Annotated in this window: 18 protein-coding genes; 4 read left to right on the top strand and 14 right to left on the bottom strand. The window is 71.4% G+C overall.

Going from position 1 to position 22,344, the window contains the following annotated elements:
• Positions 1-122 precede the first annotated feature (122 nt).
• Positions 123-2,819 carry a cellulose binding domain-containing protein gene (locus AC067N_RS04950; RefSeq protein ID WP_478677476.1) on the top strand — a complete coding sequence of 899 codons (2,697 nt, stop codon included), beginning with the start codon at positions 123-125 and terminating at the stop codon, positions 2,817-2,819.
• A 293-nt stretch (positions 2,820-3,112) separates the two neighbouring features.
• Here the strand turns inward: AC067N_RS04950 and AC067N_RS04945 are convergent, their stop codons facing one another.
• The 4 genes from AC067N_RS04945 to AC067N_RS04930 all read right to left on the bottom strand — a co-directional run bounded on the left by AC067N_RS04945 (position 3,113) and on the right by AC067N_RS04930 (position 7,511).
• Positions 3,113-4,996, bottom strand: coding sequence for a rhamnogalacturonan lyase (locus tag AC067N_RS04945; protein WP_478677475.1), 1,884 nt, complete (start codon positions 4,994-4,996; stop codon positions 3,113-3,115).
• Between the two features lie 198 nt (positions 4,997-5,194).
• Entirely contained in the window at positions 5,195-5,935 is a 741-nt protein-coding gene (locus AC067N_RS04940) for a class I SAM-dependent methyltransferase (RefSeq protein WP_478677474.1), read from the bottom strand.
• A 4-nt stretch (positions 5,936-5,939) separates the two neighbouring features.
• Complete coding sequence (locus AC067N_RS04935) at positions 5,940-6,245, bottom strand: 4a-hydroxytetrahydrobiopterin dehydratase (RefSeq protein WP_478677473.1); 306 nt, start codon at positions 6,243-6,245, stop codon at positions 5,940-5,942.
• Positions 6,246-6,401: 156 nt separating this feature from the next.
• Positions 6,402-7,511, bottom strand: coding sequence for an ADP-ribosylglycohydrolase family protein (locus AC067N_RS04930; protein WP_478677472.1), 1,110 nt, complete (start codon positions 7,509-7,511; stop codon positions 6,402-6,404).
• On the opposite strand from AC067N_RS04930, the gene AC067N_RS04925 reads away from it, so the two are divergent.
• Complete coding sequence (locus AC067N_RS04925; protein ID WP_478677471.1) at positions 7,504-8,337, top strand: helix-turn-helix domain-containing protein; 834 nt, start codon at positions 7,504-7,506, stop codon at positions 8,335-8,337. The two genes, AC067N_RS04930 and AC067N_RS04925, sit on opposite strands and share 8 nt — an antisense overlap.
• 7 nt (positions 8,338-8,344) lie before the next feature.
• On the opposite strand, the gene AC067N_RS04920 is transcribed toward AC067N_RS04925, so the two are convergent.
• The gene (locus AC067N_RS04920; protein WP_478677470.1) at positions 8,345-8,761 is read right to left on the bottom strand and encodes a hypothetical protein; all 417 of its coding nucleotides are present in this window, start codon (positions 8,759-8,761) and stop codon (positions 8,345-8,347) included.
• Positions 8,762-9,186: 425 nt separating this feature from the next.
• Here AC067N_RS04920 and AC067N_RS04915 point away from each other — a divergent pair, with 425 nt between their 5' ends.
• The gene (locus AC067N_RS04915) at positions 9,187-10,050 is read left to right on the top strand and encodes a helix-turn-helix domain-containing protein (RefSeq protein ID WP_478677469.1); all 864 of its coding nucleotides are present in this window, start codon (positions 9,187-9,189) and stop codon (positions 10,048-10,050) included.
• 581 nt (positions 10,051-10,631) lie between these two features.
• On the opposite strand, the gene AC067N_RS04910 is transcribed toward AC067N_RS04915, so the two are convergent.
• The 5 genes from AC067N_RS04910 to AC067N_RS04890 form a co-directional block, all read right to left on the bottom strand.
• A complete protein-coding gene (locus AC067N_RS04910) occupies positions 10,632-11,891 on the bottom strand; it encodes an MFS transporter (protein ID WP_478677468.1) in 1,260 nt (419 codons plus the stop codon).
• 49 nt (positions 11,892-11,940) lie between these two features.
• Positions 11,941-12,699: a GntR family transcriptional regulator gene (locus tag AC067N_RS04905; RefSeq protein ID WP_478677467.1), complete on the bottom strand. Its 759-nt coding sequence runs from the start codon at positions 12,697-12,699 to the stop codon at positions 11,941-11,943.
• 212 nt (positions 12,700-12,911) lie between these two features.
• A complete protein-coding gene (locus tag AC067N_RS04900; protein WP_478677757.1) occupies positions 12,912-13,322 on the bottom strand; it encodes a DUF6191 domain-containing protein in 411 nt (136 codons plus the stop codon).
• Between the two features lie 48 nt (positions 13,323-13,370).
• Positions 13,371-15,233 carry a molecular chaperone DnaK gene (gene dnaK / locus AC067N_RS04895; RefSeq protein WP_478677466.1) on the bottom strand — a complete coding sequence of 621 codons (1,863 nt, stop codon included), beginning with the start codon at positions 15,231-15,233 and terminating at the stop codon, positions 13,371-13,373.
• A 248-nt stretch (positions 15,234-15,481) separates the two neighbouring features.
• On the bottom strand, positions 15,482-15,730 hold the full coding sequence (locus AC067N_RS04890) for a hypothetical protein (protein WP_478677465.1): 249 nt from the start codon (positions 15,728-15,730) through the stop codon (positions 15,482-15,484).
• 332 nt (positions 15,731-16,062) lie between these two features.
• On the opposite strand from AC067N_RS04890, the gene AC067N_RS04885 reads away from it, so the two are divergent.
• On the top strand, positions 16,063-16,410 hold the full coding sequence (locus AC067N_RS04885; protein ID WP_478677464.1) for a hypothetical protein: 348 nt from the start codon (positions 16,063-16,065) through the stop codon (positions 16,408-16,410).
• A 123-nt stretch (positions 16,411-16,533) separates the two neighbouring features.
• Here AC067N_RS04885 and AC067N_RS04880 read toward each other — a convergent pair whose 3' ends face one another.
• The 4 genes from AC067N_RS04880 to AC067N_RS04865 form a co-directional block, all read right to left on the bottom strand.
• Entirely contained in the window at positions 16,534-16,962 is a 429-nt protein-coding gene (locus AC067N_RS04880; RefSeq protein WP_055541002.1) for an OsmC family protein, read from the bottom strand.
• 214 nt (positions 16,963-17,176) lie between these two features.
• A complete protein-coding gene (locus AC067N_RS04875) occupies positions 17,177-18,988 on the bottom strand; it encodes a vWA domain-containing protein (protein WP_478677463.1) in 1,812 nt (603 codons plus the stop codon).
• Positions 18,985-20,046 carry an ATP-binding protein gene (locus tag AC067N_RS04870; RefSeq protein ID WP_478677462.1) on the bottom strand — a complete coding sequence of 354 codons (1,062 nt, stop codon included), beginning with the start codon at positions 20,044-20,046 and terminating at the stop codon, positions 18,985-18,987. The genes AC067N_RS04875 and AC067N_RS04870 overlap by 4 nt, the downstream gene beginning before the upstream one ends.
• Before the next feature lie 94 nt (positions 20,047-20,140).
• The gene (locus tag AC067N_RS04865; protein ID WP_478677756.1) at positions 20,141-22,258 is read right to left on the bottom strand and encodes a phage holin family protein; all 2,118 of its coding nucleotides are present in this window, start codon (positions 22,256-22,258) and stop codon (positions 20,141-20,143) included.
• Between the last annotated feature and the right edge of the window lie 86 nt (positions 22,259-22,344).

Raw genomic sequence — 22,344 nt, 5'->3', positions numbered from 1 at the left:
GTCCTGCGCTCCGGCGGGGGCAGGACCCGGGCCGGGCGGTCCCCACCCGCACAGGGGGCCGCCCGGCCGTTCGCACCGCCCGTCCATCCGCCTCCCCCCACGCATCCGGAGAGGACTTCACCGTGCGAAGAACCCGCATCCTCACCACCGTTCTGGCCCTCGCGGCCGGTCTGCTCGCGGGCTCCCCACCCGCGCTGGCCGCCGAGCGGGCCGAACGGGCGGCACAAGCCGCGCAGTCCGACAGGAAGGTGTCGATCGCCGCGGACACCTACACGTGGAAGAACGCCCGCATCGACGGTGGCGGGTTCGTGCCCGGCATCGTGTTCAACCGCAAGGAGAGGAACCTCGCGTACGCCCGCACGGACATCGGAGGGGCGTACCGGTGGGTGGAGTCGTCGAAGACGTGGACACCGCTGCTCGACTCGGTCGGCTGGGACGACTGGGGGCACACGGGTGTGGTGAGCCTCGCCTCCGACCCGGTCGACCCGGACAAGGTGTACGTGGCGGCCGGCACCTACACCAACAGCTGGGACCCGGGCAACGGCGCGATCTACCGTTCGTCCGACCGGGGCGCGAGCTGGCAGAAGGCGAACCTGCCGTTCAAGCTGGGCGGGAACATGCCGGGGCGCGGCATGGGCGAGCGGCTGGCGGTGGACCCCCACAGGAACAGCGTGCTGTACCTGGGGGCGCCCAGCGGCAAGGGGCTGTGGCGGTCCACGGACTCGGGGGTCACCTGGTCGCAGGTGACGAACTTCCCGAACGTCGGCGACTACGTGGCCGACCCGTCCGACACCAGCGGGTACTCCAGCGACAACCAGGGCATCGTCTGGGTCACCTTCGACGAGTCGACGGGCACCGCGGGCACCGCCACGAAGACGGTCTACGTCGGCGTGGCCGACAAGGAGAACGCGGTCTACCGGTCGACGGACGCGGGCGCGACCTGGTCACGGGTGGCCGGGCAGCCGACCGGCCAACTGGCGCACAAGGGGGTCCTGGACGCGGCCAACGGCTACCTGTACCTCGCGTACAGCGACACGGGCGGCCCGTACGACGGCGGCAAGGGCCGGCTCTACCGGTACGCGACGGCGACCGGGACGTGGACGGACATCAGTCCGGTGGCGGAGGCCGACACGTACTACGGCTTCAGCGGGCTCACGGTGGACCGTCAGAAGCCGGGCACGGTGATGGCGACGGCGTACAGCTCCTGGTGGCCGGACACACAGATCTTCCGCTCCACCGACAAGGGTGCGACCTGGACGAAGGCGTGGGACTACACCTCGTACCCCAACCGCGAGAACCGCTACACCATGGACGTCTCGTCGTCGCCGTGGCTGACGTGGGGCGCGAACCCGTCTCCGCCGGAACAGACGCCGAAGCTGGGGTGGATGACGGAGTCGCTGGAGATCGACCCGTTCGATTCGAACCGCATGATGTACGGGACGGGCGCGACGATCTACGGCACCGAGAACCTCACCGACTGGGACAGCGGCGCCAAGTTCACCGTGAAGCCCATGGTGCGGGGCCTGGAGGAGACGGCCGTCAACGACCTCGCCTCTCCCCCGTCCGGCGCCCCGCTGCTCAGCGCGCTCGGTGATGTCGGCGGTTTCCGGCACACGGATCTGACGAAGGTCCCGTCGATGATGTTCACCCAGCCGAACTTCACGACGACGACCAGTCTGGACTTCGCCGAGACCGACCCGAACACCGTGGTCCGGGTGGGGAACCTGGACTCCGGGCCGCACATCGCGTTCTCCACGGACAACGGCGCCAACTGGTTCGCGGGCACCGACCCGTCGGGGGTGAGCGGCGGCGGCACGGTCGCGGCGGCCTCGGACGGCTCGCGCTTCGTGTGGAGCCCGGCGGGTACCGGCGTGCGGTACACGACGGGCTTCGGGACGTCGTGGCAGGAGTCGAGCGGGATACCGGCGGGCGCGATCGTCGAGTCCGACCGGGTCGACCCGAAGACCTTCTACGGCTTCAAGTCCGGGAAGTTCTACGTCAGTACGGACGGCGGCGCGACCTTCACCGCGTCGAGCGCGAGCGGCCTGCCCGGCGGTGACAGCGTCCGCTTCAAGGCGCTGCCCGGCACGAAGGGCGACGTGTGGCTCGCGGGCGGGGCGGCGGACGGCGCGTACGGGCTGTGGCACTCCACCGACGGCGGCGCGACCTTCACCAAGCTGTCGAACGTCGCGCAGGCGGACACCATCGGCTTCGGCAAGGCGGCCGCGGGAGCCTCGTACCAGACCCTCTACACCAGCGCCAGGATCGGCGGGGTGCGCGGCATCTTCCGCTCGACGGACAAGGGCGCGACGTGGACGCGGATCAACGACGACGCCCACCAGTGGGGTTGGACCGGCGCGGCGATCACCGGTGACCCGCGGACCTACGGCCGGGTGTACATCGCCACCAACGGCCGCGGGGTCGTCTACGGCGACACCTCCGACACGGGCGGCGGCGGGGGCGGCGGCACGGATCCCGACCCGGATCCGCAGCCGACGGGTGCCTGCGCGGTGACCTACAAGATCACCAACCAGTGGTCGGGCGGCTTCCAGGCCGATGTGCGGCTGGCCAACACGGGCACCAGCGCCTGGTCGGGCTGGACCCTCAACTGGTCCTTCCCGAACGGCCAGAGCGTCACGCAGCTGTGGAACGCGGCCCACACCCAGTCGGATGCCGCGGTCTCGGTGAAGAACATCGCCTGGAACGCGAACGTCGCGGCGGGATCGTCGGTGAGCTTCGGCTTCACCGGAAGCTGGTCGGGGACGAACGGGAAGCCGACCGCCTTCAAGCTCGGTGACCAGTCCTGCACGGTGACCTGACACCCGAGCGGGACGCGGCGAGGGCGCGCGCCGAACATGGCGCGCGCCCTCATTCATTCGTCGTCACGGTGCCGGATCCACCACAGGAGCATCACCGCGGCGGCGACGAGCATGATGATCGCCGGTGCGGCGGTCACGACACGGGACAAGGTCATTGACGGGCTCTCTCGGCCGCTGCCCTGGAGGTGACGGCTTGCTGGACGGGGCGGGCCGGACGATGATCCCGCCTCCGTCCGCCGACGTCACCAGGACGGCCGAAAATACACCCGTTCGTGTCTACGCCGTCATACCGCTCATGGGGTGTAGACCGTCGGCCTCGGCGCCGTGGGCATCCCGGCGCCGATGAAGAAGCCGGTGTGCGGGGGCTGGTTGTACGCGGTGTTCTGCCAGGCCAGACCCGTGCGGTACATCGTGTCGTGGAGCAGGGTCGTGATCTTCGTGCCGGTCTCGACCGGTGTCGAGTAGATCCGCAGGGCGGTGTTGCCGCTGGTGCGCCAGACGACCTCTTCGCGCCAGTCGCCGAGGATGTCGCCGGAGAGGGCCGGGGTCGCCTTGGTGCCGTTGTTGGAGGAGACCCCGGAGCCGGTCAGCAGGCGGGTGTCGGAGGAGGTGCCGTACTTGTCGATGCGGGTGCCGTCGAGGAGCTCCCGGACCGGGTCCCCGTCCCACCAGGAGAGGAAGTTGACGGAGGAGGGTTCGCGGCCCTTCGTCGCGCCGGCCTCGTCGCGGACGGAGGTGTCGGAGGCGGACCACATCTCGGGGCCGTCGTTGCCCGCGTGGATGTCCCCGGCGACGCCCCTGCCGTTGTCGCAGCAGGCGGCGAGCTTCCAGCGGACCGCCCCGTTCGCGGGGTCGATGTACAGCTCGGCGGGCTGCGAGGTGGACTCGGAGACCTTGAAGTACTCCAGGCCGGACGTGGACGGGTCGAGGTCGCCGAGGTGCTGGGCGTCGCCGTGGCCCGTCCTGGTGGTCCACAGGCCGTTGCCGTTGTCGTCCACGGCCATCGAGCCGTACACGATCTCGTCCCGGCCGTCGCCGTCGACGTCGCCGACGGAGAGGCTGTGCGAGCCCTGGCCGTCATAGCCCTTGCCGCTGTTGGTGGAGGAGCCGGTGTCGAAGGTCCAGCGGCGGGTGAAGGCGCCGTTCCGCCAGTCCCAGGCCGCGATCACGGTACGGGTGTAGTAGCCGCGGGCCATGATGAGCGAGGGGCGGGCGCCGTCCAGGTACGCCGTGCCCGCGAGGAAGCGGTCGACGCGGTTGCCGTAGCTGTCGCCCCAGGAGGAGACCGTGCCGCGTCCGGGGACGTGGTCGACGGACTGCATGGCCCTGCCGGTCTGCCCGTTGAACATGGTCAGGTACTCGGGGCCGGTGAGGACGTAGCCGCTGGAGTTGCGGTGGTCGGCGGAGGCGCTGCCGATGACGGCGCCCGTGCCGTCCCGTGTGCCGTCGGCGGTCTTCATGGCGACCTCGGCCCTGCCGTCGCCGTCGTAGTCGTACACCTGGAACTGGGTGTAGTGGGCGCCGGAGCGGATGTTGCGGCCCAGGTCGATGCGCCACAGCCGGGTGCCGTCGAGCTTGATGCCGTCGACGACGGTGTTGCCGGTGTAGCCGGACTGGGAGTTGTCCTTGGCGTTGGTCGGCTGCCACTTGAGGACGAACTCCAGGGCGCCGTCGCCGTCGAGGTCGCCCACGGAGGCGTCGTTGGCCTCGTAGGTGTACGCCACGCCGTCCGGGGTGGTGCCGCCGGCGGGCGGACTGATGGGCACGTCCTTGTAGCCGGTGCGGAGTTGGACCGCGTGTGCGGAGTCGCCCTGCTCGACACCGTTGACGACCGCCCGGACCGTGTAGTCGGCCTGGGCGGGGGCGCCGGAGTGGAAGTAGTTGGTGGAGCCGGTGATCGGGGCCGCGTTGACCTTGGTGCCGGCCCGGTAGAGGTTGAACGACACGTCGTTCGGGTCGGTGCCCAGCCAGCGCCAGCTGACCAGGTTGCCCGCGTCGGTGTGCACGCTGACCACGCCCCGGTCCAGCTTCTCGACCTGGCGTGCGGTGGCCGCGGCGGCGGGCGGCGCCGAGTAGGTGGTGAGTCCGGCGGCGGTCAGCGCGGCGGCCGCCGTCGTCGTCATCAGCCTGCGGGCCCTGCGGATCGTGCGTCTGCTGTGCGCGTGCGGGTGCTGCACGGGGTTACCTCCCGGGAGGACAGACGGGTTCCGTTTCCTCAGTCGCCGCCCGGCGTACGGGAGTTGCCGCCATCCGCGCCGTACATCGTGCCACGTTCCGCGCACCTCGGCCGGATCCCTCCCACAGCCGGCCGGCACCACCGGAGACCGCCCGTGGGCGTCCCGCACGGCCGGTGGTCTCCTGAGCGGCGCTCGCCGTCACCTCTTGCGGAACGCCCGGAGGGAGAACTCCGGGTCAGGGCGGGGGCGGTCCTGGTCGGGAAGGGCCGCCAGGCGTACGGCGAAGTCGTCGGCGAGGGGATCGCCGGGCGGGAGGGTGACGAACCAGCCGCGGCGCAGGTCCATGAGGGCGCGGCGGGGGCTGCGGCCCTGGCCCCGGCCCGGGAAGCGGGCCTCGCCCGCGGGGTGCAGCCCGTGTCGGCCGGCGTAGGTCTCGACGGCCTCCGCGGTGTCCGTGGCCGGACTCCGCGGGCGGGCGGCGAGGACGGCGTCGATGTCGCTGCCGACGTTGTGGGCGGCCCCCTTGTCGACGGTGGTGATGTAGACACCGCCCGGCCGCAGGACGCGGGCGCACTCGCCGACGACGGTCCGTACGTCGTCCGGGTCGGCGAGCAGATGCAGCAGCCACACGCTGGTCACGGCGTCGAACGCGGCGTCGGGGAAGGGGAGTCGGCGGCTGTCGGCGCGGACGATCGCGCCGGGCAGGCGGGCGGCGGCCCGGCGCGCCATCGCGGCGGTGAGGTCGACGCCCGTCACCCGCATCACACGGCGGGCGGCGGCCAGCCGCCGGGTCACTATGCCGGTTCCGCACGCCACGTCGAGGAGGCTGCGAGCGCCCCGGGGGACGAGTCCGAGCACGGCGTCGGCGGCGGCCTCGGCGCGGGGCTCGCCGCCGCGCAGGGCGTCGTAGTCGTCCGCCTCCTTGTCGTAGTCCAGCACCGGCTCAGCTCGCCCCGTGGCCGGGTGCGAGCTCCTCCACCCTGCGGGCGAGTTCGAAGTCCTTCTCCGTGACGGCGCCGCCCGCGCTGTGCGTGTGGACGGTCAGCGAGACGGTGTTGTAGCCGAGGGTGAGGTCGGAGTGGTGGTCGAGCTCCTCCTGGGTGCGGGCGATGTGCACGACCATCGCGGTCGCCGCGAAGTGCGAGGCCAGCCGGTAGGTGCGGGCGATCCGGTCCCCGTCCAGCGACCAGCCCGGCAGCTCCGCCAGCCGGTCCTCGATCTCCTTCTGCGGCAAGGGTTCGACGGGCATGGCCCGCTCCTTCCGTGACGTCCCCTCCGTGACGTGCGGTCCCTCTCAGCGTGCCACAGCCCGGCCGCTGCGTCCCAGGTCAGCCCGCGCCGCGATGGCCGGCGCCGTACGCATTCGGCCGCGCGGGCCACCGGGACCGGGCGGTCCGGCCCGGTTTCACATCCGCACGCTCTCCGTGGCGAAGTCGTCCGCCAGGACCGTGATGTCGGCGCGGCCCTCGGTCGCGGCCAGCCAGTCCTGCGGGAGGCCGTGGTCGCCGTAGTGGGCGCCGAGGAGGTTGCCGCAGATGGAGCCGGTGGAGTCGCTGTCACCGGAGTGGTTGACGGCGAGGAGGAGCGCCTCGCCGACACTGTGCGTCGCGAGGGCGCAGTAGACGCCCATGGCGAGGGCCTCCTCGGCGACCCAGCCCGCGCCCAGCGACTCGACCTTCTCCGCCGTGGGGGCGCCCTCGGCGGCGAGGTCGAGTGCGCGGTCGAGGGCCCTGCTGGTCTCCTCGTGTCCGGGGTGGCGGGCGAGCAGCCGCAGGGTGCGCAGGACGGCGCCCTCCAGCGACTCGTCGGCGACCAGGTGGGCGACGATCGCGGCCAGCGCTCCCGCGGCGTAGCCGCCGGTGGGGTGCCCGTGTGTCGTCCGGGCACTGCGGGCCGCCATGCCGAACGCGGTCTCGGCCGGGACGCGGGCCAGTCCGAACGGTGCCGAGCGCATGACGGTGCCGCAGCCCTTGGAGTCCGGGTTGACGGGGCCGGGACGCCCCAGGGGTGCGGCCGGATCGGGGTGGTGCACCTGGGCGAGGCCCGACAGGCAGGCGTTGCCGGGGGCGCGGCGGGCGTACAGCCAGGGCAGGGCGGCGAGGCCCGTCGCGCGCGGGTCGGGGCCGGGCTGCCGCTGGGTGTCGAGCCAGCGGCCGTAGGCCTCCCGGACCAGCTGGGACCAGGCGCCGTCGATGCCCTTGAGACGTGCCCGCTCGTGTGCCTGCCGCAGCCCCTCGACGGTGAAGAGGGTCATCTGGGTGTCGTCGCTGACCCGCCCCACCACTCCGTCCGCGTCCGGGACGAGGCCGGTCACCCCTCGGTCGCCGTGCGTGGCACGGATGACGGCCAGCGAGGCGAATTCGACCGGGTAGCCGAGCGCGTCCCCGACCGCCCCGCCCAGCAGGCAGCCTCGCACCCGGGCCCGGTACACCGCCGTCGCCTCCCAGGACGGGTTCCACGGGTCGTACACGCGCCACTCCTCGATCGCCTCGGCTACGTTCTGACGTATGGCCATTGTCCCGCCCGGCACCACCAACCGTCCCGGCACCCCTCCCGACCGGGGAGTCGGCCCGCTGCTGCGCGCGTGGCGGGAGCAACGGCGGGTCAGTCAGCTGGAGTTGGCGCTGCGCGCCGGTTCGTCGGCGCGGCACGTCAGCTTCGTCGAGACGGGGCGCTCCCGGCCCAGCGAGGAGATGGTGCTGCGGCTCGCCGAGCACCTGGACGTCCCGGTGCGGGACCGCAACGCGCTGCTCCTGGCCGCCGGTTATGCCCCCCGCTATCCGCAGACACCGCTGGACGACCCGTCGATGGCGGCCCTCCGCGAGGGCGTGGAGCGTCTGATCCAGGGCTACGAGCCGTACCCGGCGCTGGTGCTCGACGCCACGTACCACGTGATGGCGGCCAACCGGGGCATCGCGATGCTGCTGGACGGGGTACCCGAGTCCCTGCTCGTGCCGCCGCTGAACGCGATGCGGCTGGTCCTCCACCCCGAGGGCCTGGCGCCCCGCATCCGCAATCTGCGGGCCTGGCGCGGTCATCTGCTGGAGCAGATGGAGCGTCAGATCGCCCTGCGCCGCTCGGAGCCGCTGCGCGCGCTGTACGAGGAGGTGGCGGCGTATCCGCTGCCGCCGGGCACGCCCGAGGAGGAGCCCGGGGAGGAGCCGGGCGTGTCCTTCGCGCTGCCGATGCGGATCGAGCACGCCGGACGGGTGCTGTCCTTCATCTCGTCGATCTCCACGTTCAACACGCCCATGGACGTGACCGTGGCCGAGCTGGCCATCGAGACGTTTCTCCCGGCCGATCCGGCGACGGTCAAGTACCTTCAGTCGCTGTCCATGTGACGGGCGGTCAGTCCTCGATCGTCCGCGCGGCGACGTACTGCGCCCCGGCGAACCCGGCCACGGTCAGCGCCTGGAGCACCGTCCACACCGCGCCCGCGGTGGTCGGTGTGAGCCACACGGCGAGGGCGACGAGGCTGAGGACGGCCCAGGCGAGGTTGGCCTCGATCACCGCCCGCACGGGCCACATCGGCGGACGCCCCCGCACGGCCAGCAGGGCCACGGCCGCCGCGTACGCCGTGAGGAACGCCCCGAGCGCGACGAGGAGGCCGGAGCCGGCCCCGAGGAGCCGGCCGAGCGGAGCGGCGGCGACGAGGTAGGCGAGCCCGTTCACCCCGGTCACGGCGGCGTCCACGGCCAGGAAGCGGCGCAGCATGGTACGGGGTTCGGTGGTCCGGGCGAGAGCGGCGAGCTGGGTCGCGGACATGGCGCATCACCCTCCGTCGAGGTGGAGTCAGTCGGATGGGGGCGGCCGTGCGGGCCGCCGGAGCCGGGTCCCGGGCCGGAGTGCGCCGGCCCGGAACCCGATGGCCCCACCTTGCCTGAGCGGGGGAACGGCGGTCGATTACCTCGGAGGTCATGACCGCATCCACCCTCGAAGAGCTCGAAGATCATGGCCGGGTCCGGACGGGGGCGGCGTCCGAGGGGGAGTCATGACGGATGTCACGCTGTGGGACCGTTGCTCACTCTTCGGAATCGTCCTTTACTCTTTGAGGTCGCCGTGGCGCTCACCGCCGCGGCGTCGTGGTGGTCGAACCGGAACCGGGGGCTTCCCGTTCCGGTCGTCCCCATGAGATGTGCACCGGAACATGACAGACTTGGCGCGTACTTCGGCGCGTGGGGAGGCGTGGCGTGAGTGAGCGGCGGCCCGCGCCCACCGTCGGTCAGGTGGTGCTGGGCAGACGGCTCCAGGAACTGCGCGAGGCCGCGGGGCTCAAGCGCGAGGAGGCCGCGCGCGTCCTGCGGGTCGCCCCGGCGACCGTACGGCGCATGGAGACCGCCGACGTCGCGCTGAAGATCCCGTACGTACAGGTGCTGCTCACCACGTACGGCGTCGCCGAGCAGGACGTCGCCTCGTTCGTGAAGCTGGTCGAGGAGGCGAACAGGCCCGGCTGGTGGCAGCGGTTCCACGATGTGCTGCCGGACTGGTTCAGCCTGTACGTGAGCCTGGAGGGCGCGGCGCATCTGATCCGGCAGTACGAACCGCACTTCGTGCCCGGCATGCTGCAGACCGAGGACTACGCCCGGGCGGTGATGGAGGCGGGGACACTCGGCCAGACCGGCCCCGAGACCATCGAGCGGCATGTGTCGCTGCGCATGGCCCGCCAGAAGCTGCTCACCCGGGAGAACCCGCCGCACCTGTGGGTGATCATGGACGAGACGGCGCTCAGACGGCCGGTGAGCGTCCGCTCCCAGGTCATGCGCGACCAGATCGACCGGCTGCTGGAGACCACCGAGAAGGACCATGTGACCCTCCAGGTCGCCGAGTTCGCCGCCGGCCCGCACCCGGGCACGTACGCCCCCTTCTCCCTCTTCCGCTTCGCGGAGCCCGAACTGCCCGACATGGTCTACACGGAGTACCTCACCGGGGCGCTCTACCTCGACTCCCGGCACGAGGTAGCCCTCCACCTGGAGGTCCTCGACCACATGGCCGCGCACGCCGCCTCCGCGGAGCGCACCCGAGAGATCCTGCGGGAGTACCGCGACCGGTACTGAGGCCGCCCCGCGCGACCTGTACTGCGGCCGCCCCCGGCAGCCCCGGACCTCGGAGGCCGCCGCGCGCGTGCCGCGTGCCCGCCGGTCGCGGCCGGTCCGACACCGCCGAGATCCGCCGCCGCGACTGACCGCCGTCTCGGGGGCGGGGGCGTTCGTGGCGGGCGCGTGCGCGACAGGGGCGTGCGCGGCAGGGCGGTGGCTGGGACCCACCGCTCACTACGTGGAGCCCGCCTCGTCCTGGGCCCGTCGTCTCCACCAAGCCGGAACAGGCACTGCGCGATGCCGTGGAAAGGCTTCTGTCGGACCAGTCCCAGCACACTGACGGCAAGCTCACCAAGAACAACCTCTGCCGCGAGGCCGAGGTCAGCCGGGCCACGATGAACCGAGCCGCCGAGATTCCCACCGAATGGGACGCCCGGACCGCCACCAGCCCGGCTGGCATGCTGCAGCACCGATACACCGCGGAAGTCGCAGAGCTCCGCGGCAAGCTGCGCAGAAGCCGGAACAACCTTTGGCGGGAGGCCGACGTCAGCCGGGCCACCATGGATCGCGCCACTTGTTTGTCAGCCATCGGTGACGCCTCAACGCGCGAGGTCGGGGGCCTTCTCCGTTGGCAGCGTGCGCATTGCGCGAAGCGGTGAAAGGAAGTTGGGCAGGACACTCAGCGTCATACCGGCTGCGCCAATCCACAACGTTCCTGGTGCCCCGAACACAGCGCCCGAGGCTCCACCCAAAAGCCCACCGAGGGGAATGCCACCCCAGGAAGCAAATCGAGCTGTTGCGCTCATCCGACCCAGAAGCCGATCCGGCGTCAGGGCCTGTTGGAAGCTTGACTGAGCCACCACGCGAACGACTCCACCCAGCGACAGAGCCGCGAGCCCGATCGCAGCCACATACACGCTCCAACCCGTTCGCGCTAACGGCATGAGCACGGTCAACGGACAGGTAACCAGAGGCGCGATCCAGATGACCGGGCCTTGCCCGATCCACTTGGAGACCCTGGTTGCCGACAGGGCGCCCATCAAGGCACCGCAACCCATTCCCGACAGAATGAGGCCGATACCAAAGGACTGGAGACCTATCTCTCGCTCCAAAAAGACCAGCAACATGGTCTGATACATGGCCAGGAAGAGGTTGAATATCGCATCCCCCAGCATGATCGCACGGAGAGCAGGGTACTTGATGACGAACTTCAGCCCCTCCTTGATCTCTCGGGCCAATTGAGGGTGTCCACTCGGCTCAGGCTTCTCTTCGTGTTTCCGGATGGTGATCGCGAGCAGCCCCGACATAGCCATCCCGGCCGAACTCGCCAAAAGCGTTGCAGGAGCTCCAACCAGGCCGACCAGCGGCCCCGCCACCGCCGGCCCGCTGATACTGGTCACCGAGCGCATGGCCGACAGTTTTGAGTTTCCTTCCACGAGATTGCTGCGTCCCACCAGGTGCGGGAGATAGCTGACGTATGCAACATCGAAGAGGACAGTCAGGACTCCGTGAATCAAGGCGACTGCATAGAGCCACCAGATGGCGAGAAGGCCCGCCCACCACGCCATCGGAACCGTCAAGAGGAACAGCGCGCGTGCGAGATCAGTGCTGATCATCACCGATCGCTTCCGCATGCGGTCCACCCACGCGCCCGCCGGCAACCCGACCAGGAGCGATCCTGCCGAAGTCATCGCGGTCAGTAACCCCACCTCAAACTCGCCGGCATGCAATGCCCCGACGGCAACCAAAGGCAAGGCCAGAAAGATGATGCGGTCGCCCAACTGGCCGAGTGCAGTGGCAGCGAATAATCGCCCAAAGTCCCGATCGCGTAATAGGCCGAGCCGGGAGGATTTTGCCACGGGATACCCAACTCTCGGATTTTCGATGTCTCTCTGGTGGCTTCAACGACTACAGACGGTCGACTCCGAACTCGTAGACCACTTCGCGACGCATGTCCGGAATGACCATGTCGGCCGTTTCCACCGAACGCCCGTCCGTGTCGAAGATGGTCCGCTCGATCTGCAGAACGAGGTCTCCCACGCTGATCCCCAGAAGGTTCGCCTGCACCTGAGTGGCACGAGCCGGGCGCGGCACCTCGACCACAGTCGAAATGACCACGCCAATGGAACGCATGCGCTCGACCACCCCCTTACCCGCCAGGGGGCCCGCCTCGGGCAGTACGATCGGCGTTCCATACGTGATAGCCATCGGCTCCCAGGATTCGGAAAGCTGGACAGGTTGCCCGTCGGCGAGGAACTCGTAATGCGTACAGACGCAGAGGTCCCCGGGGCTGATGGCAAGCCGCTCGGCGATTGGCTCGGGGGCGGGGACGCGCACCTGACTGTGTGAATCCCAGGCGTCGGCCCTGCCCCGCTCCTTCCCGTCCTGCCGGCGAAGAGCACCCTCCCGGCGTTCGCGGTGCCGCGAGCGGACCAGCCGGAGGCGCTCTCGCGGCCTACGGACGTAGGTGCCCGAGCCGGCGCGGCCTTCGAGGAGACCCTCGATGATCAAACGGTCCATGGCCCTCTGTATGACGTTGCGTCCGACCCCGTAGTCCACGGCGAGCCGTGCCCGGGACGGCAAGCGCTCCCCGATCTCCCACTCTTCCGCGAGAATCCGCGCACGCAGCACGTCGGCTACTGCGAGGTAGGGCGCCTCTCGGGGCATGGATGATCCTCCGGTTGTCCTACTCTGCGGCAGCTGGTGATTCCCCTGGGGGTGTTGGCAAGCTACTGCACCAGGAAAAAGCTGCTGGAGTAGAAATCGCTCCGAGCTCATGCGCCTGCGGATGAGGTCGGCGAGCAGACCACCGCGACCTGCTGATCCGCTGTCGGCCAAGGCGTGGATCCGGCGCGGGCGGATGACGATGTAACGAACCGTTACAGGGCGTCGTACCTGCTCGTGGTGCTCTGCACGGGGCGGATAACCGCCTTGCCGGAGTCGAGGTCAACAGAGCTGGGGGGTGCACCGGAGTCTGCGTCGTCCCGGAGGGCAAGTTGGCGTTCCCGCTCCTGTTGCACGTGTCGCTGTGACGGATGGAAGAGCTCGGCCCACGCCTCAGCAGTGGATGCTCCGCCGCCGCCATGCCTGCGCCGCCGCCAGCCGACCCACGCAAAGAGGAACAGCCACAGGAAGATGACGACACTGCCAGTCGCAAGGAGCAAGGGTTCTCGCCTTCCGGGCACCGATGGTTCGTGCTGCCAGTCTGCAGGCCGGCGGGGCACGACCGCCAGCGCAGCCGAGCCGATGGCTTGGCGGTAGGAGATGCAGCTCGGCTGCCGGTGTCTCATGAGACACCTCGCAGTCTGGAGAGAGTCGGCCACGCCGCTCCTCCGGTGCTAGGCCGCGCCGTTCTTCGGGTTCTTCTCGTCGTCGACGATCTCCGCGTCCACGACGCCCTCCTCCTCGGCGGGGCTGGGGCCGGGGCTGGGTTCCCCGGCCTGCGGGCCGGAGGCTGACGCGTACATCGCCTGGCCCATGCGCTGGCTCACCGTGGCCAGCTTGTCGATGCCGGCCCGGAGGGCGGCCGTGTCCTCGGGGTGGTCGAGGAGCTGCTTCAGCTCGGCCGCGGCGGCCTCGACCTCGCCGCGGATGTCGGCCGGTACCCGCTCCTCGTTGTCACGGATGAACCGCTCGGTCTGGTAGACGAGTTGCTCGGCCTGGTTGCGGGTCTCCGCGGCCTCCCGGCGCTGCCGGTCCTCCTCCGCGTACTGTTCGGCCTCCCGCATCATCCGGTCGATGTCGTCCTTGGGCAGGGCGGAACCACCGGTCACGGTCATCTTCTGTTCGCGCCCGGTGGCCAGGTCCTTCGCCGAGACATGCATGATCCCGTCGGCGTCGATGTCGAAGGCCACCTCGATCTGCGGGACCCCGCGCGGCGCCGGAGGCAGTCCCGTGAGGTCGAAGACGCCCAGCTTCTTGTTGTACGCGGCGATCTCCCGCTCCCCCTGGTAGACCTGGATGCCGACCGAGGGCTGGTTGTCGACGGCCGTCGTGAAGATCTCCGAACGCCGGGTCGGGATCGTGGTGTTGCGCTCGATCAGCTTGGTCATGATGCCGCCCTTGGTCTCGATCCCCAGGGACAGCGGGGTCACGTCGAGCAGCAGGACGTCCTTGACGTCGCCGCGGATGACACCCGCCTGGAGCGCGGCGCCCACGGCCACCACCTCGTCGGGGTTCACACCCTTGTGCGGGTCCTTCCCGGTGAGTTCCTTCACCAGGTCGGTCACGGCGGGCATCCGCGTCGAGCCGCCGACGAGGATGACGTGGTCGATCGCGGAGAGCTTCACCCCCGCGTCCTTCACGGCCTGGTGGAACGGCGTCTTGCAGCGGTCGAGCAGATCGGCCGTCAGCTCCTGGAACTGGGCGCGCGTCAGCCGCTCCTCCAGATGCAGCGGCCCCTCGGCGGAGGCGGTGACGTACGGGAGGTTGATGGACGTCTCGGAGGAGCTGGACAGCTCGATCTTGGCCTTCTCGGCGCCCTCCCGGAGCCGCTGCAGCGCCATCTTGTCGTTGCCGAGGTCGATGCCGTACTGCCCCTTGAACTTCTTGACGAGGTACTCGACGACCCGCTGGTCCCAGTCGTCGCCGCCGAGGTGCGTGTCCCCGTTGGTGGCCTTGACCTCGATGACCCCGTCGCCGATCTCCAGCAGCGAGACGTCGAAGGTGCCGCCGCCGAGATCGAAGACGAGGACGGTCTGCTCCTCGCCCCGGTCGAGGCCGTACGCGAGGGCCGCGGCCGTGGGCTCGTTGATGATCCGCAGGACCTTGAGTCCGGCGATCTCCCCCGCCTCCTTGGTGGCCTGCCGCTGGGAGTCGTCGAAGTACGCCGGCACCGTGATCACCGCGTCGGTGACGTCGTCGCCGAGATACGCCTCGGCGTCCCGCTTGAGCTTCTGGAGCACGCGGGCGGACAGTTCCTGGGCCCTCAGCCGGGTGCCGTCCACGGAGCCCTGCTCGGGGAAACGCCAGTTCCCGTCGCCCATATGGCGTTTGACGGAACGCGCGGTGCGCTCCACATTGGTCACGGCCTGCCGCTTGGCGACCTCGCCCACGAGGACGTCGCCGTTCTTGGCGAAGGCCACGACGGACGGAGTGGTCCGCTGGCCCTCCGCGTTGGCGACGACGGTCGGCTCACCGCCCTCCAACACGGCCACCACCGAGTTCGTCGTCCCGAGATCGATTCCGACCGCACGCCCCATCGCCGTCCCCTTCCCGCAAGGTCCGCCAAGGTTCCGCCCGTGGTTCCTACCACCAGCACAAAACTTGAGTGGGCTCTTGTCAATGGGGCGTGGGGCGCTCGCGGGCCGGGCGCGGACGTCTGGGAGGCATGGTCGGGAAAAACCACGTGCTTCCGCGCACGGCGTGCGCCAGGCGCAGGATGTGCCTCACACCGCCGTGGCGCAGGCCCAGCACGGCAGGTCGACCGCCGCGCGTACCGCGTTCGCCGTCACCAGGCGGTGTGCGAGCCGGTGTGCTTCAGCAGCGACTGGTCGACCGTCCCGGGGTCGACCGGCTGCCGGGAGTCGGGTACCGCCGCCGGTAGTGCCTCAGGAAGGCGGCCGCGGCACGGGCGCCGCCCGCTTCCTGGTCCGCCTCGGTCTGCTCGGCGACGCGGGGGCAGCTCCTCCGCCGTGATCAGCCGCTGGATGCCGAGGCTGCGAAGGACCACCTCCATCGACGTCCGCGGCGCGCTCACGGGCGGCTCCGCCCGGGGTCGCCCGCGGTCAGGCAGCCCGGCCCGGTGGACGCCCCGTGGACCCGTCGGTGAAGATCCCGCTCGTCGGGGCCCCGGTCCCGGCGATATTCCTCAGCCGCCGCCCGACGGGCGCGCCCTCGGCCGCGAGTCGTTTCGGGCGCTGCGGGGACGGCAGCACATGGACCAGCCGTCCAGCGCCGTCCAGCCAGCCCCCCATCCGGTCTCCGGCCCGCCGGGACCGCTAGGCGAAGGCCCCGAAGTGCCGGAGCTGCGATCCCGTCGATCCCGTGAGCTTCTGGTCCGCCGTCCGGCGGTCGTCGAGGAGGGTCCGGGTGGCGGCGCTCGTCCGGATCAGCTCCACGCGCCGACGGGCGGGCCGGCTCGTCGGGGAAGATCACCGGCTGGGCTGCGAACGGACCGGTCAGCCGCCGCGCGACGGCGTCGGAGGGCGGCGGTCCGCCCGGCTCGTTCTCGGGCCGGGCACCGGTGCGGGTCCCGAGCAGGTACACCGGCAGGACCATCCACTCCGCACCCTGCCCGCCCTCGCCCTGCGCACGGCCGAGCGCCCGCCGGGTGTCGAGGCCGCGTCCACCATCGTCCGCCGGGCGGGCACCGGAGCCGGCCGTTCCCGCGTGGTGGGCGCGTGCGGTGGGCACGTGCGGTGGGCAGCCGTGGGGTGATCGCGGTGGCCCGGCCGGGTGACCGGATCACGGCGTCGTCACCGCCGGCTCGCGCGTCGGGACGCCGACGGCCGGACCGTCGCCCCGAGGAGGTGACCGGTCCGGCCGCCGTGGGCCCGGGGGTCAGGCCAGCTTGGCCGACAGGGTGATCGGCACGGCCTTGAGTGCCTGGCTGACGGGGCAGTTCACCTTGGCGTTCTCGGCCGCCGCGACGAAGCCCGCCTCGTCCAGACCGGGCACCTCGCCCTCGACGGTGATGTGGATGCCGGTAATGCCCTCACCCGGCTGGAACGTCACGTCGGCGGACGTGACGAGCTTGGTGGGCGGCGTGCCGGCGCCGGCGAGGGCGTGCGAGAACGCCATGGAGAAGCAGCTGGAGTGGGCGGCCGCGATCAGCTCCTCGGGGCTGGTCTTGCCGTTCGCCTCCTGCGTGCGAGCGGCCCACGTCACCGGCTGCTCGGCGATGGCGCCGGACGAGTCGAAGGTGACGACACCGTTGCCCTCGAGCAGGTTGCCTTCCCATACGGTGTGTGCGGAGCGCGTGGTAGCCACGGTTCTTCCTTTCACGTGGGTCCCGTTCCAACGGGGTCGGACCCCATCCGATCACACCGAAGGGTCCGAGTCCCAGCCGACGGGCGGTGGCCCGCCGCCGTCGGCCGCTCGTTCGCCCGGCGTACAACCCGTCGAGCGCCGTCCGGCCGCGGACGCGATCGGCCGGGTCCAAGTCCGCCGGGACGCATCCGGGTTGGTGCGAGGGCGGGGCCGTTCACCGCACGCGGAACACCGGTCCGCGCGCGGTGAACGGCAGGCGGGCACCCTGAGGGATCAGAAAGGCGTGCTCCCGTCGTACGCGCAGGGCGTCGCACCAGCCGTCGGTGATGACGAGCAGGGGCGCGCCCGGCGGGAAGTCGTCGGCCCGCTGCAGCAGGTCGACGCCGGGCTGGAGCACGGTGCCGCCCCGGCCGTGGACGCGGACCCGCCCGGCGATCTCCGTGACCGGCACATAGCCCGCGTCGTGGGGGGCCGTGTCGCAGAAGACGACCCGTGCGGCCGGTACGTCGCGGGCCTCGGCGTAGGAGGCGATGGCGCCGAGGGCCTTGCCGAGCAGGACCCGGTTCATGGAGCCGGAGGTGTCGAGGACGACGCCGAAGGTGCAGCGGGCGATCTCCTCGGGCGGGAAGTACCGCCCGGCGCGGGGGATGTCGGGGGTGGCGGACTGGCGGCGCGAGGGGCGCGCGTAGCTCCGTACGGGTTCGGGGCGGGGCACGAACTCGTCGAACCAGCGGGCGAGTTGCGCGTCCCAGGGCAGCGGGGGGTGGGTGAGGGCGCGGATCTCCTCGACCAGGCCGCCCGGCAGGTGGCCGCGCTCCTGCCGCCGGTGCAGGTCCAGGCCCCGGCCGAGGCCCCGGCGGTAGAACTCGTCGAGGTCCACGTAGTCGCCGGGGGTGCCGAGCGGGCCGCCGAGGATGTCGCCCGTGCCCCTGCCGCGCAGGGTGGACAGCCGGCGCTTGCGGCGCAGGTCGTCGGCGATGCGGTCGTACACCTCCTCGGCGGACAGGCCCTTCAGTTCGGTGTCGTACAGCAGGCCCTCCGGCATGGTGCCGACCTGCATCTCGCACAGCCAGCCGTTGATGACGTAGTCGGCGGCGACGTTGAACAGGTACGGGTCGCGGGTGCCGCACCGGTCGCCGTGGCGCAGGGCGGCGTGCAGCATCTCGTGGGCCAGGATGAACCGCCACTCCTCGTCCTCGAAGTCGCGCAGGGGGTTGATGTAGATCTCGCCGGCGTCCGCGTCGACGGCCGCGATGGCGATGTCGTGGGCGTGGGCGATGTCGGCCTTGGCGATGATCTTCATTCCGGCGGCGATGCCGCCGAGCAGCGGGTAGGAGGAGATGAACCAGCTGAGCGCCGCCTCCCAGGGCCGTTTGCGCACCGGCTCGCCGTCCAGGGAGTCCCGCCGTCCGCCCGCCATGTCCATCGCGGCGGACATGGTCCCGGCGAGGGCGTGGGCGAACGCGAGCTGCCAGTCGGGGAGTTGTCCCGCCCACTTCGGCCAGGTCAGCAGGATCTGGTCGGGCTCGCCTTCGGCGGTGCCGCAGCGCTCGTACGCCGTGGGCAGCCCGTCGCGGCGCCAGCGGGCGGCGAGCTGCTCCTCGTCGCCGTCCGGATAGGAGGTGGGCAGGTGCTCGGGGGCGTCTCCGATGGGGAAGGTGAGCAGGAAGCGGTTGACGACGACGCAGCGGGCAGCGAGGTCGAAGCGGTCGGGCTGCTCGCGTTCCCCGGTGGCGGCCGGGACGTGCCCGAAGCCGACGTGCAGGGTGGCATGGGCGAGGGCCCAGGCCCAGGCACCGGGTTCGGCGAGCCGGTCGGGATGGGCGTGCACCTCGCCCTCGGAGTCGACGGTGACGAGGCCGTCGCGGGGCACCAGCTCGCAGGTCTCGCTGCGGCAGTGGGTGAGCCCCATGGAGCGCAGCGCCGGGTTGGCCCGCACCAGCTCCAGGCCCGCGGAGTAGGCGGCGCCGGCGATGTCCCGCTTCTTCTTGCCCTTGCCCTGGTTCCTGCCGCCGCCGCGGCTCATCGGCGGGCCTCCACCAGCCGGGGCATGTCACGGGCCGCCTCCACCAGGAACCAGGCGGGCAGCACGGGGCGGCCGTCGGCGTCGGAGGCGATGACGGTCTGGGCGACCTCGACGGAGATCTCCGCGAGCTGCACCAGCAGGGACTTGGCGCGGTACGCGGTCTGCCGGCCGTTCGCCGACATGTGCTGCTTGCTCGCGGGCAGGTCCTTGATGAGCCGGCCGCGGAAGGAGTCGGCGAGGAAGTACAGCAGGTCGCGGTCCTCCGTCCGGCTCGGCCAGCGGGCGTCGCCCTTGATGATCGCCTCGATGCCGAAGCGGCTGCGCACGACCTTGACGTAGCCGCAGAAGGCCACGGCGTGGGCGGGCGTGAGCGTGCCGTGCGCGAGCACCTGGAGGGTGTCCTCGTCGAGGGCCTGCCCGAAGGAGTGCAGGGCGTCGGAGAGCATGTGCCAGGAGCGCGGGGTGGAGAACGGCTCCTCGGTCTTCGGCGGCTTGGACCACAGATGGTCCGGGCGGTCGGTGAGGTGGTCCACGATCCAGGGGTGGATGCCGCTGCCCGCCGCCCACGCCAGCCAGTCCTTCGGGGACGCCTCCAGGTGGACGTGGGTGAGACGGTTGACCAGCGCGGAGGCGATGGGGCGGGCCAGGGCGTTGTCGGTGGCGCGGTTGCCGGCGCCGATGACGATGGAGCCCTGCGGCAGCTCGTAGGCGCCGATGCGGCGGTCCAGGATGAGTGAGTAGAAGGCCTTCTGGACGTCCGGTGTCGCCGCGTTCAGCTCGTCCAGGAAGAGGCAGTACGGCTCGTCGCGGGCGATGGCCTCCGGCGGGCAGAACACCGAGCGCCCGTCGCGGATCTGCGGTACGCCCATCAGGTCCTCCGGCGCGAGCTGCGTACCCAGCAGGCTCACGCACTCCAGGCCCAGCGACTCGGCGAAGTCCCGTACCAGGGAGGACTTTCCGATGCCGGGGGCGCCCCAGACGAACACGGGCCGCACGGTGGCGAGGCCCAGCAGCAGTTCGGGGAGACGGGACGGGGTGACGGTGACGGCTGCCTGCAAGGGGTGGGCTCCTGGTGTTGTCCTCGGGACGGTGCGAACAAGTGTGGGCGCCTGTTCGAAGGAGCGCAGCCGAATATTCTCGCGCCGGGGATGCCTACGCCTCTGCCGGGTTCTGGCGATGGGCGGGTGCGGGTTCGTTCGAGCCGGTCGCGCCCTTCCCCGCGCCCCTTCGGGGCGCGTGCGCCCCCACCGGGACCTGGGGGCCGTCGGCCTCTGTCAGCCAGCGCCGCAGGACCTTGTGGACGTGTTCCGCGCCGACCAACTCCTCGCTCCCCGAGACCGGTTCCGAGAGGGCCAGGGGGGAGAGCAGGAAGGGGCGGGACTGGCAGCCGCCGAGGCCGCCGTGGGAACCGATCTGCTCCTCGAAGGCGAGGACCTCGCCCTCGACCGGGTCGTACCAGGAGTTGACCATGATGTCGGCGGCGTGCGGGAAGCCGTGGGTGCGGCGTACGGCGTCGGCGGCGCCGGGGCCGAAGTCGGCGAGGGGGCCGGGGCGGTCGTCGCTGAGCTCGTCGACGGGGATCTCCGTGCCGTGCGCGCCGAGGACGAGGCCGCCGTGTTCCTCGCTGCGGACGAGGACGAAGCCGACGCCGGGGTGGTTGGCGAGGGTGGACAGCAGGGCGGGGTGGCGGGCGTCGATCTCCTCCCGGCTCATCCGGTGCGCCACGTCCGGGAAGGAGACCAGGCCGAGGTTGCCGGAGGCGAGGACGATCGGCTCGGATCGGTGGGTGGGGCGGTGTTCCTCGGAGCCCTCCTCGACGGGGATGTGCAGCGCGGCCCGGACCGCCGAGCGGGCCTCGGCGCCGCTGTGGGTGCGCTCGGCCCTGCGGGGCACGGGCAGGCCGCAGCCCGCTCGGACCAGGTTGCCCAGGGTGAGGCCATAGCGGCCGAGGAAGGTCTCGCCGGGGCTCTGTCCGTGGTCGGAGAGCAGGACGATGCGGTAGGCGCGGGGGGCGTGTTCGGCGACCTGCGCGATCAACGCGATGGAGCGGTCGAGCCGTTCGAGGATCTTCTCGGCGTCCCGGCTGTGGGGTCCGGAGTGGTGGGCGACCTCGTCGTAGGCGACCAGGTCCGCGTAGATGGCGGCGCGGCCCGCGAACATGTCGCCGATCACCGCGGCGACGACGACATCGCGTTCGACGATGGTCGCGAAGGCGCGGATGAGCGGGTAGAGGCCGCCGCGATTGACGCGGGGCCGCTGTCGGCGGAGCCGGGCGCGGGTGGACTGGCCGGTCTCCCGGAACACGTCGGCGACGAAGGACAGGGCGGTGCGGACCGCGTTGGCGGGGTCGGAGAAGTAGGCGAAGTACCCGGCGCGGGAGCGGTTCCGCTTGCCCCGGCGGGCCGCGATGGACAGGACGAGCGCGAGCTGGTCGGCGCCGCCGCTGAAGAGGTTGCCGCGGCTCGCGCCGTCGACGGTGAGCAGCCCCCCGTCGCCGGTGCGTTCGATGGCGCGGCGCTGGAGTTCGGCGGCGCTGGAGGGACGGTTGCAGACCATCACCTCCTGGTTCTCCTTCTCGTACCAGCGGAAGGCGGGCACGTCGTGGTTGCTGCCGTGCAGGATGCCGAGCTGGCTGGCGCCGGTCTGGCTGGACCAGTCGGTGCGCCACGGGGTGAGCCGGTGGGTGGCACGGGCGTGGCCGGTCCCGGGCGCGGGCGCGGGCGCGCCGAGCCAGGCCGCCACGGTCGGCATCAGGCCCTTGGCGGCGGCCGCCTCCAGCACGTCGTGGCCGACGCCGTCGAGCTGGAGGAAGACGGTGCCCGGACCGACCGGACCGGGCGCGCCGGCGGCGTGCCTGCGGCGGCGGTCCGCCAGCCGGTACAGACGGCGCCGGTAGGCGTCGTCGTCGCGTACGGCGAGGGAGCCGCCGGTGGCGGAGGCGACGGCGGACATCACGGCGGCCACGACCACGGCGGTCTCGGGCGCGGCCTCACCCTGTCCGGACGGGTTGATCCACAGGGCGACGAGGAGCAGCGAGCCGTTGAGGAAGAAGACGAGCACACCGAGGACGAGGGCGGGCACCAGCAGCAGCGCCCGTACGAGCAGCGGCCACACCAGGGCGGACAGCACGCCGAACACCCCGGCGCCGAGGGCAGCGGTGACGGCGATCTGGGTGGCGCTCTCGCCGGTGCTGGACTGGAGCCGGAAGTCCGGCAGCGCGCCCGCGAGCACCAGCATCGTCAGCGTCGACACCGCCCACACGGCCAGCATCCGCCAGAACCCGCTCAGCACCCTCCGCCAACGCTCACCGCCCACGTCCGGCCACCCTTACGTCCCGTTCCTGGGCCCCCAGCCTG

It is taken from the genome of Streptomyces sp. NPDC042364 (genome assembly GCF_056437585.1).
This window is presented reverse-complemented; position numbering and strand designations above follow the sequence as displayed.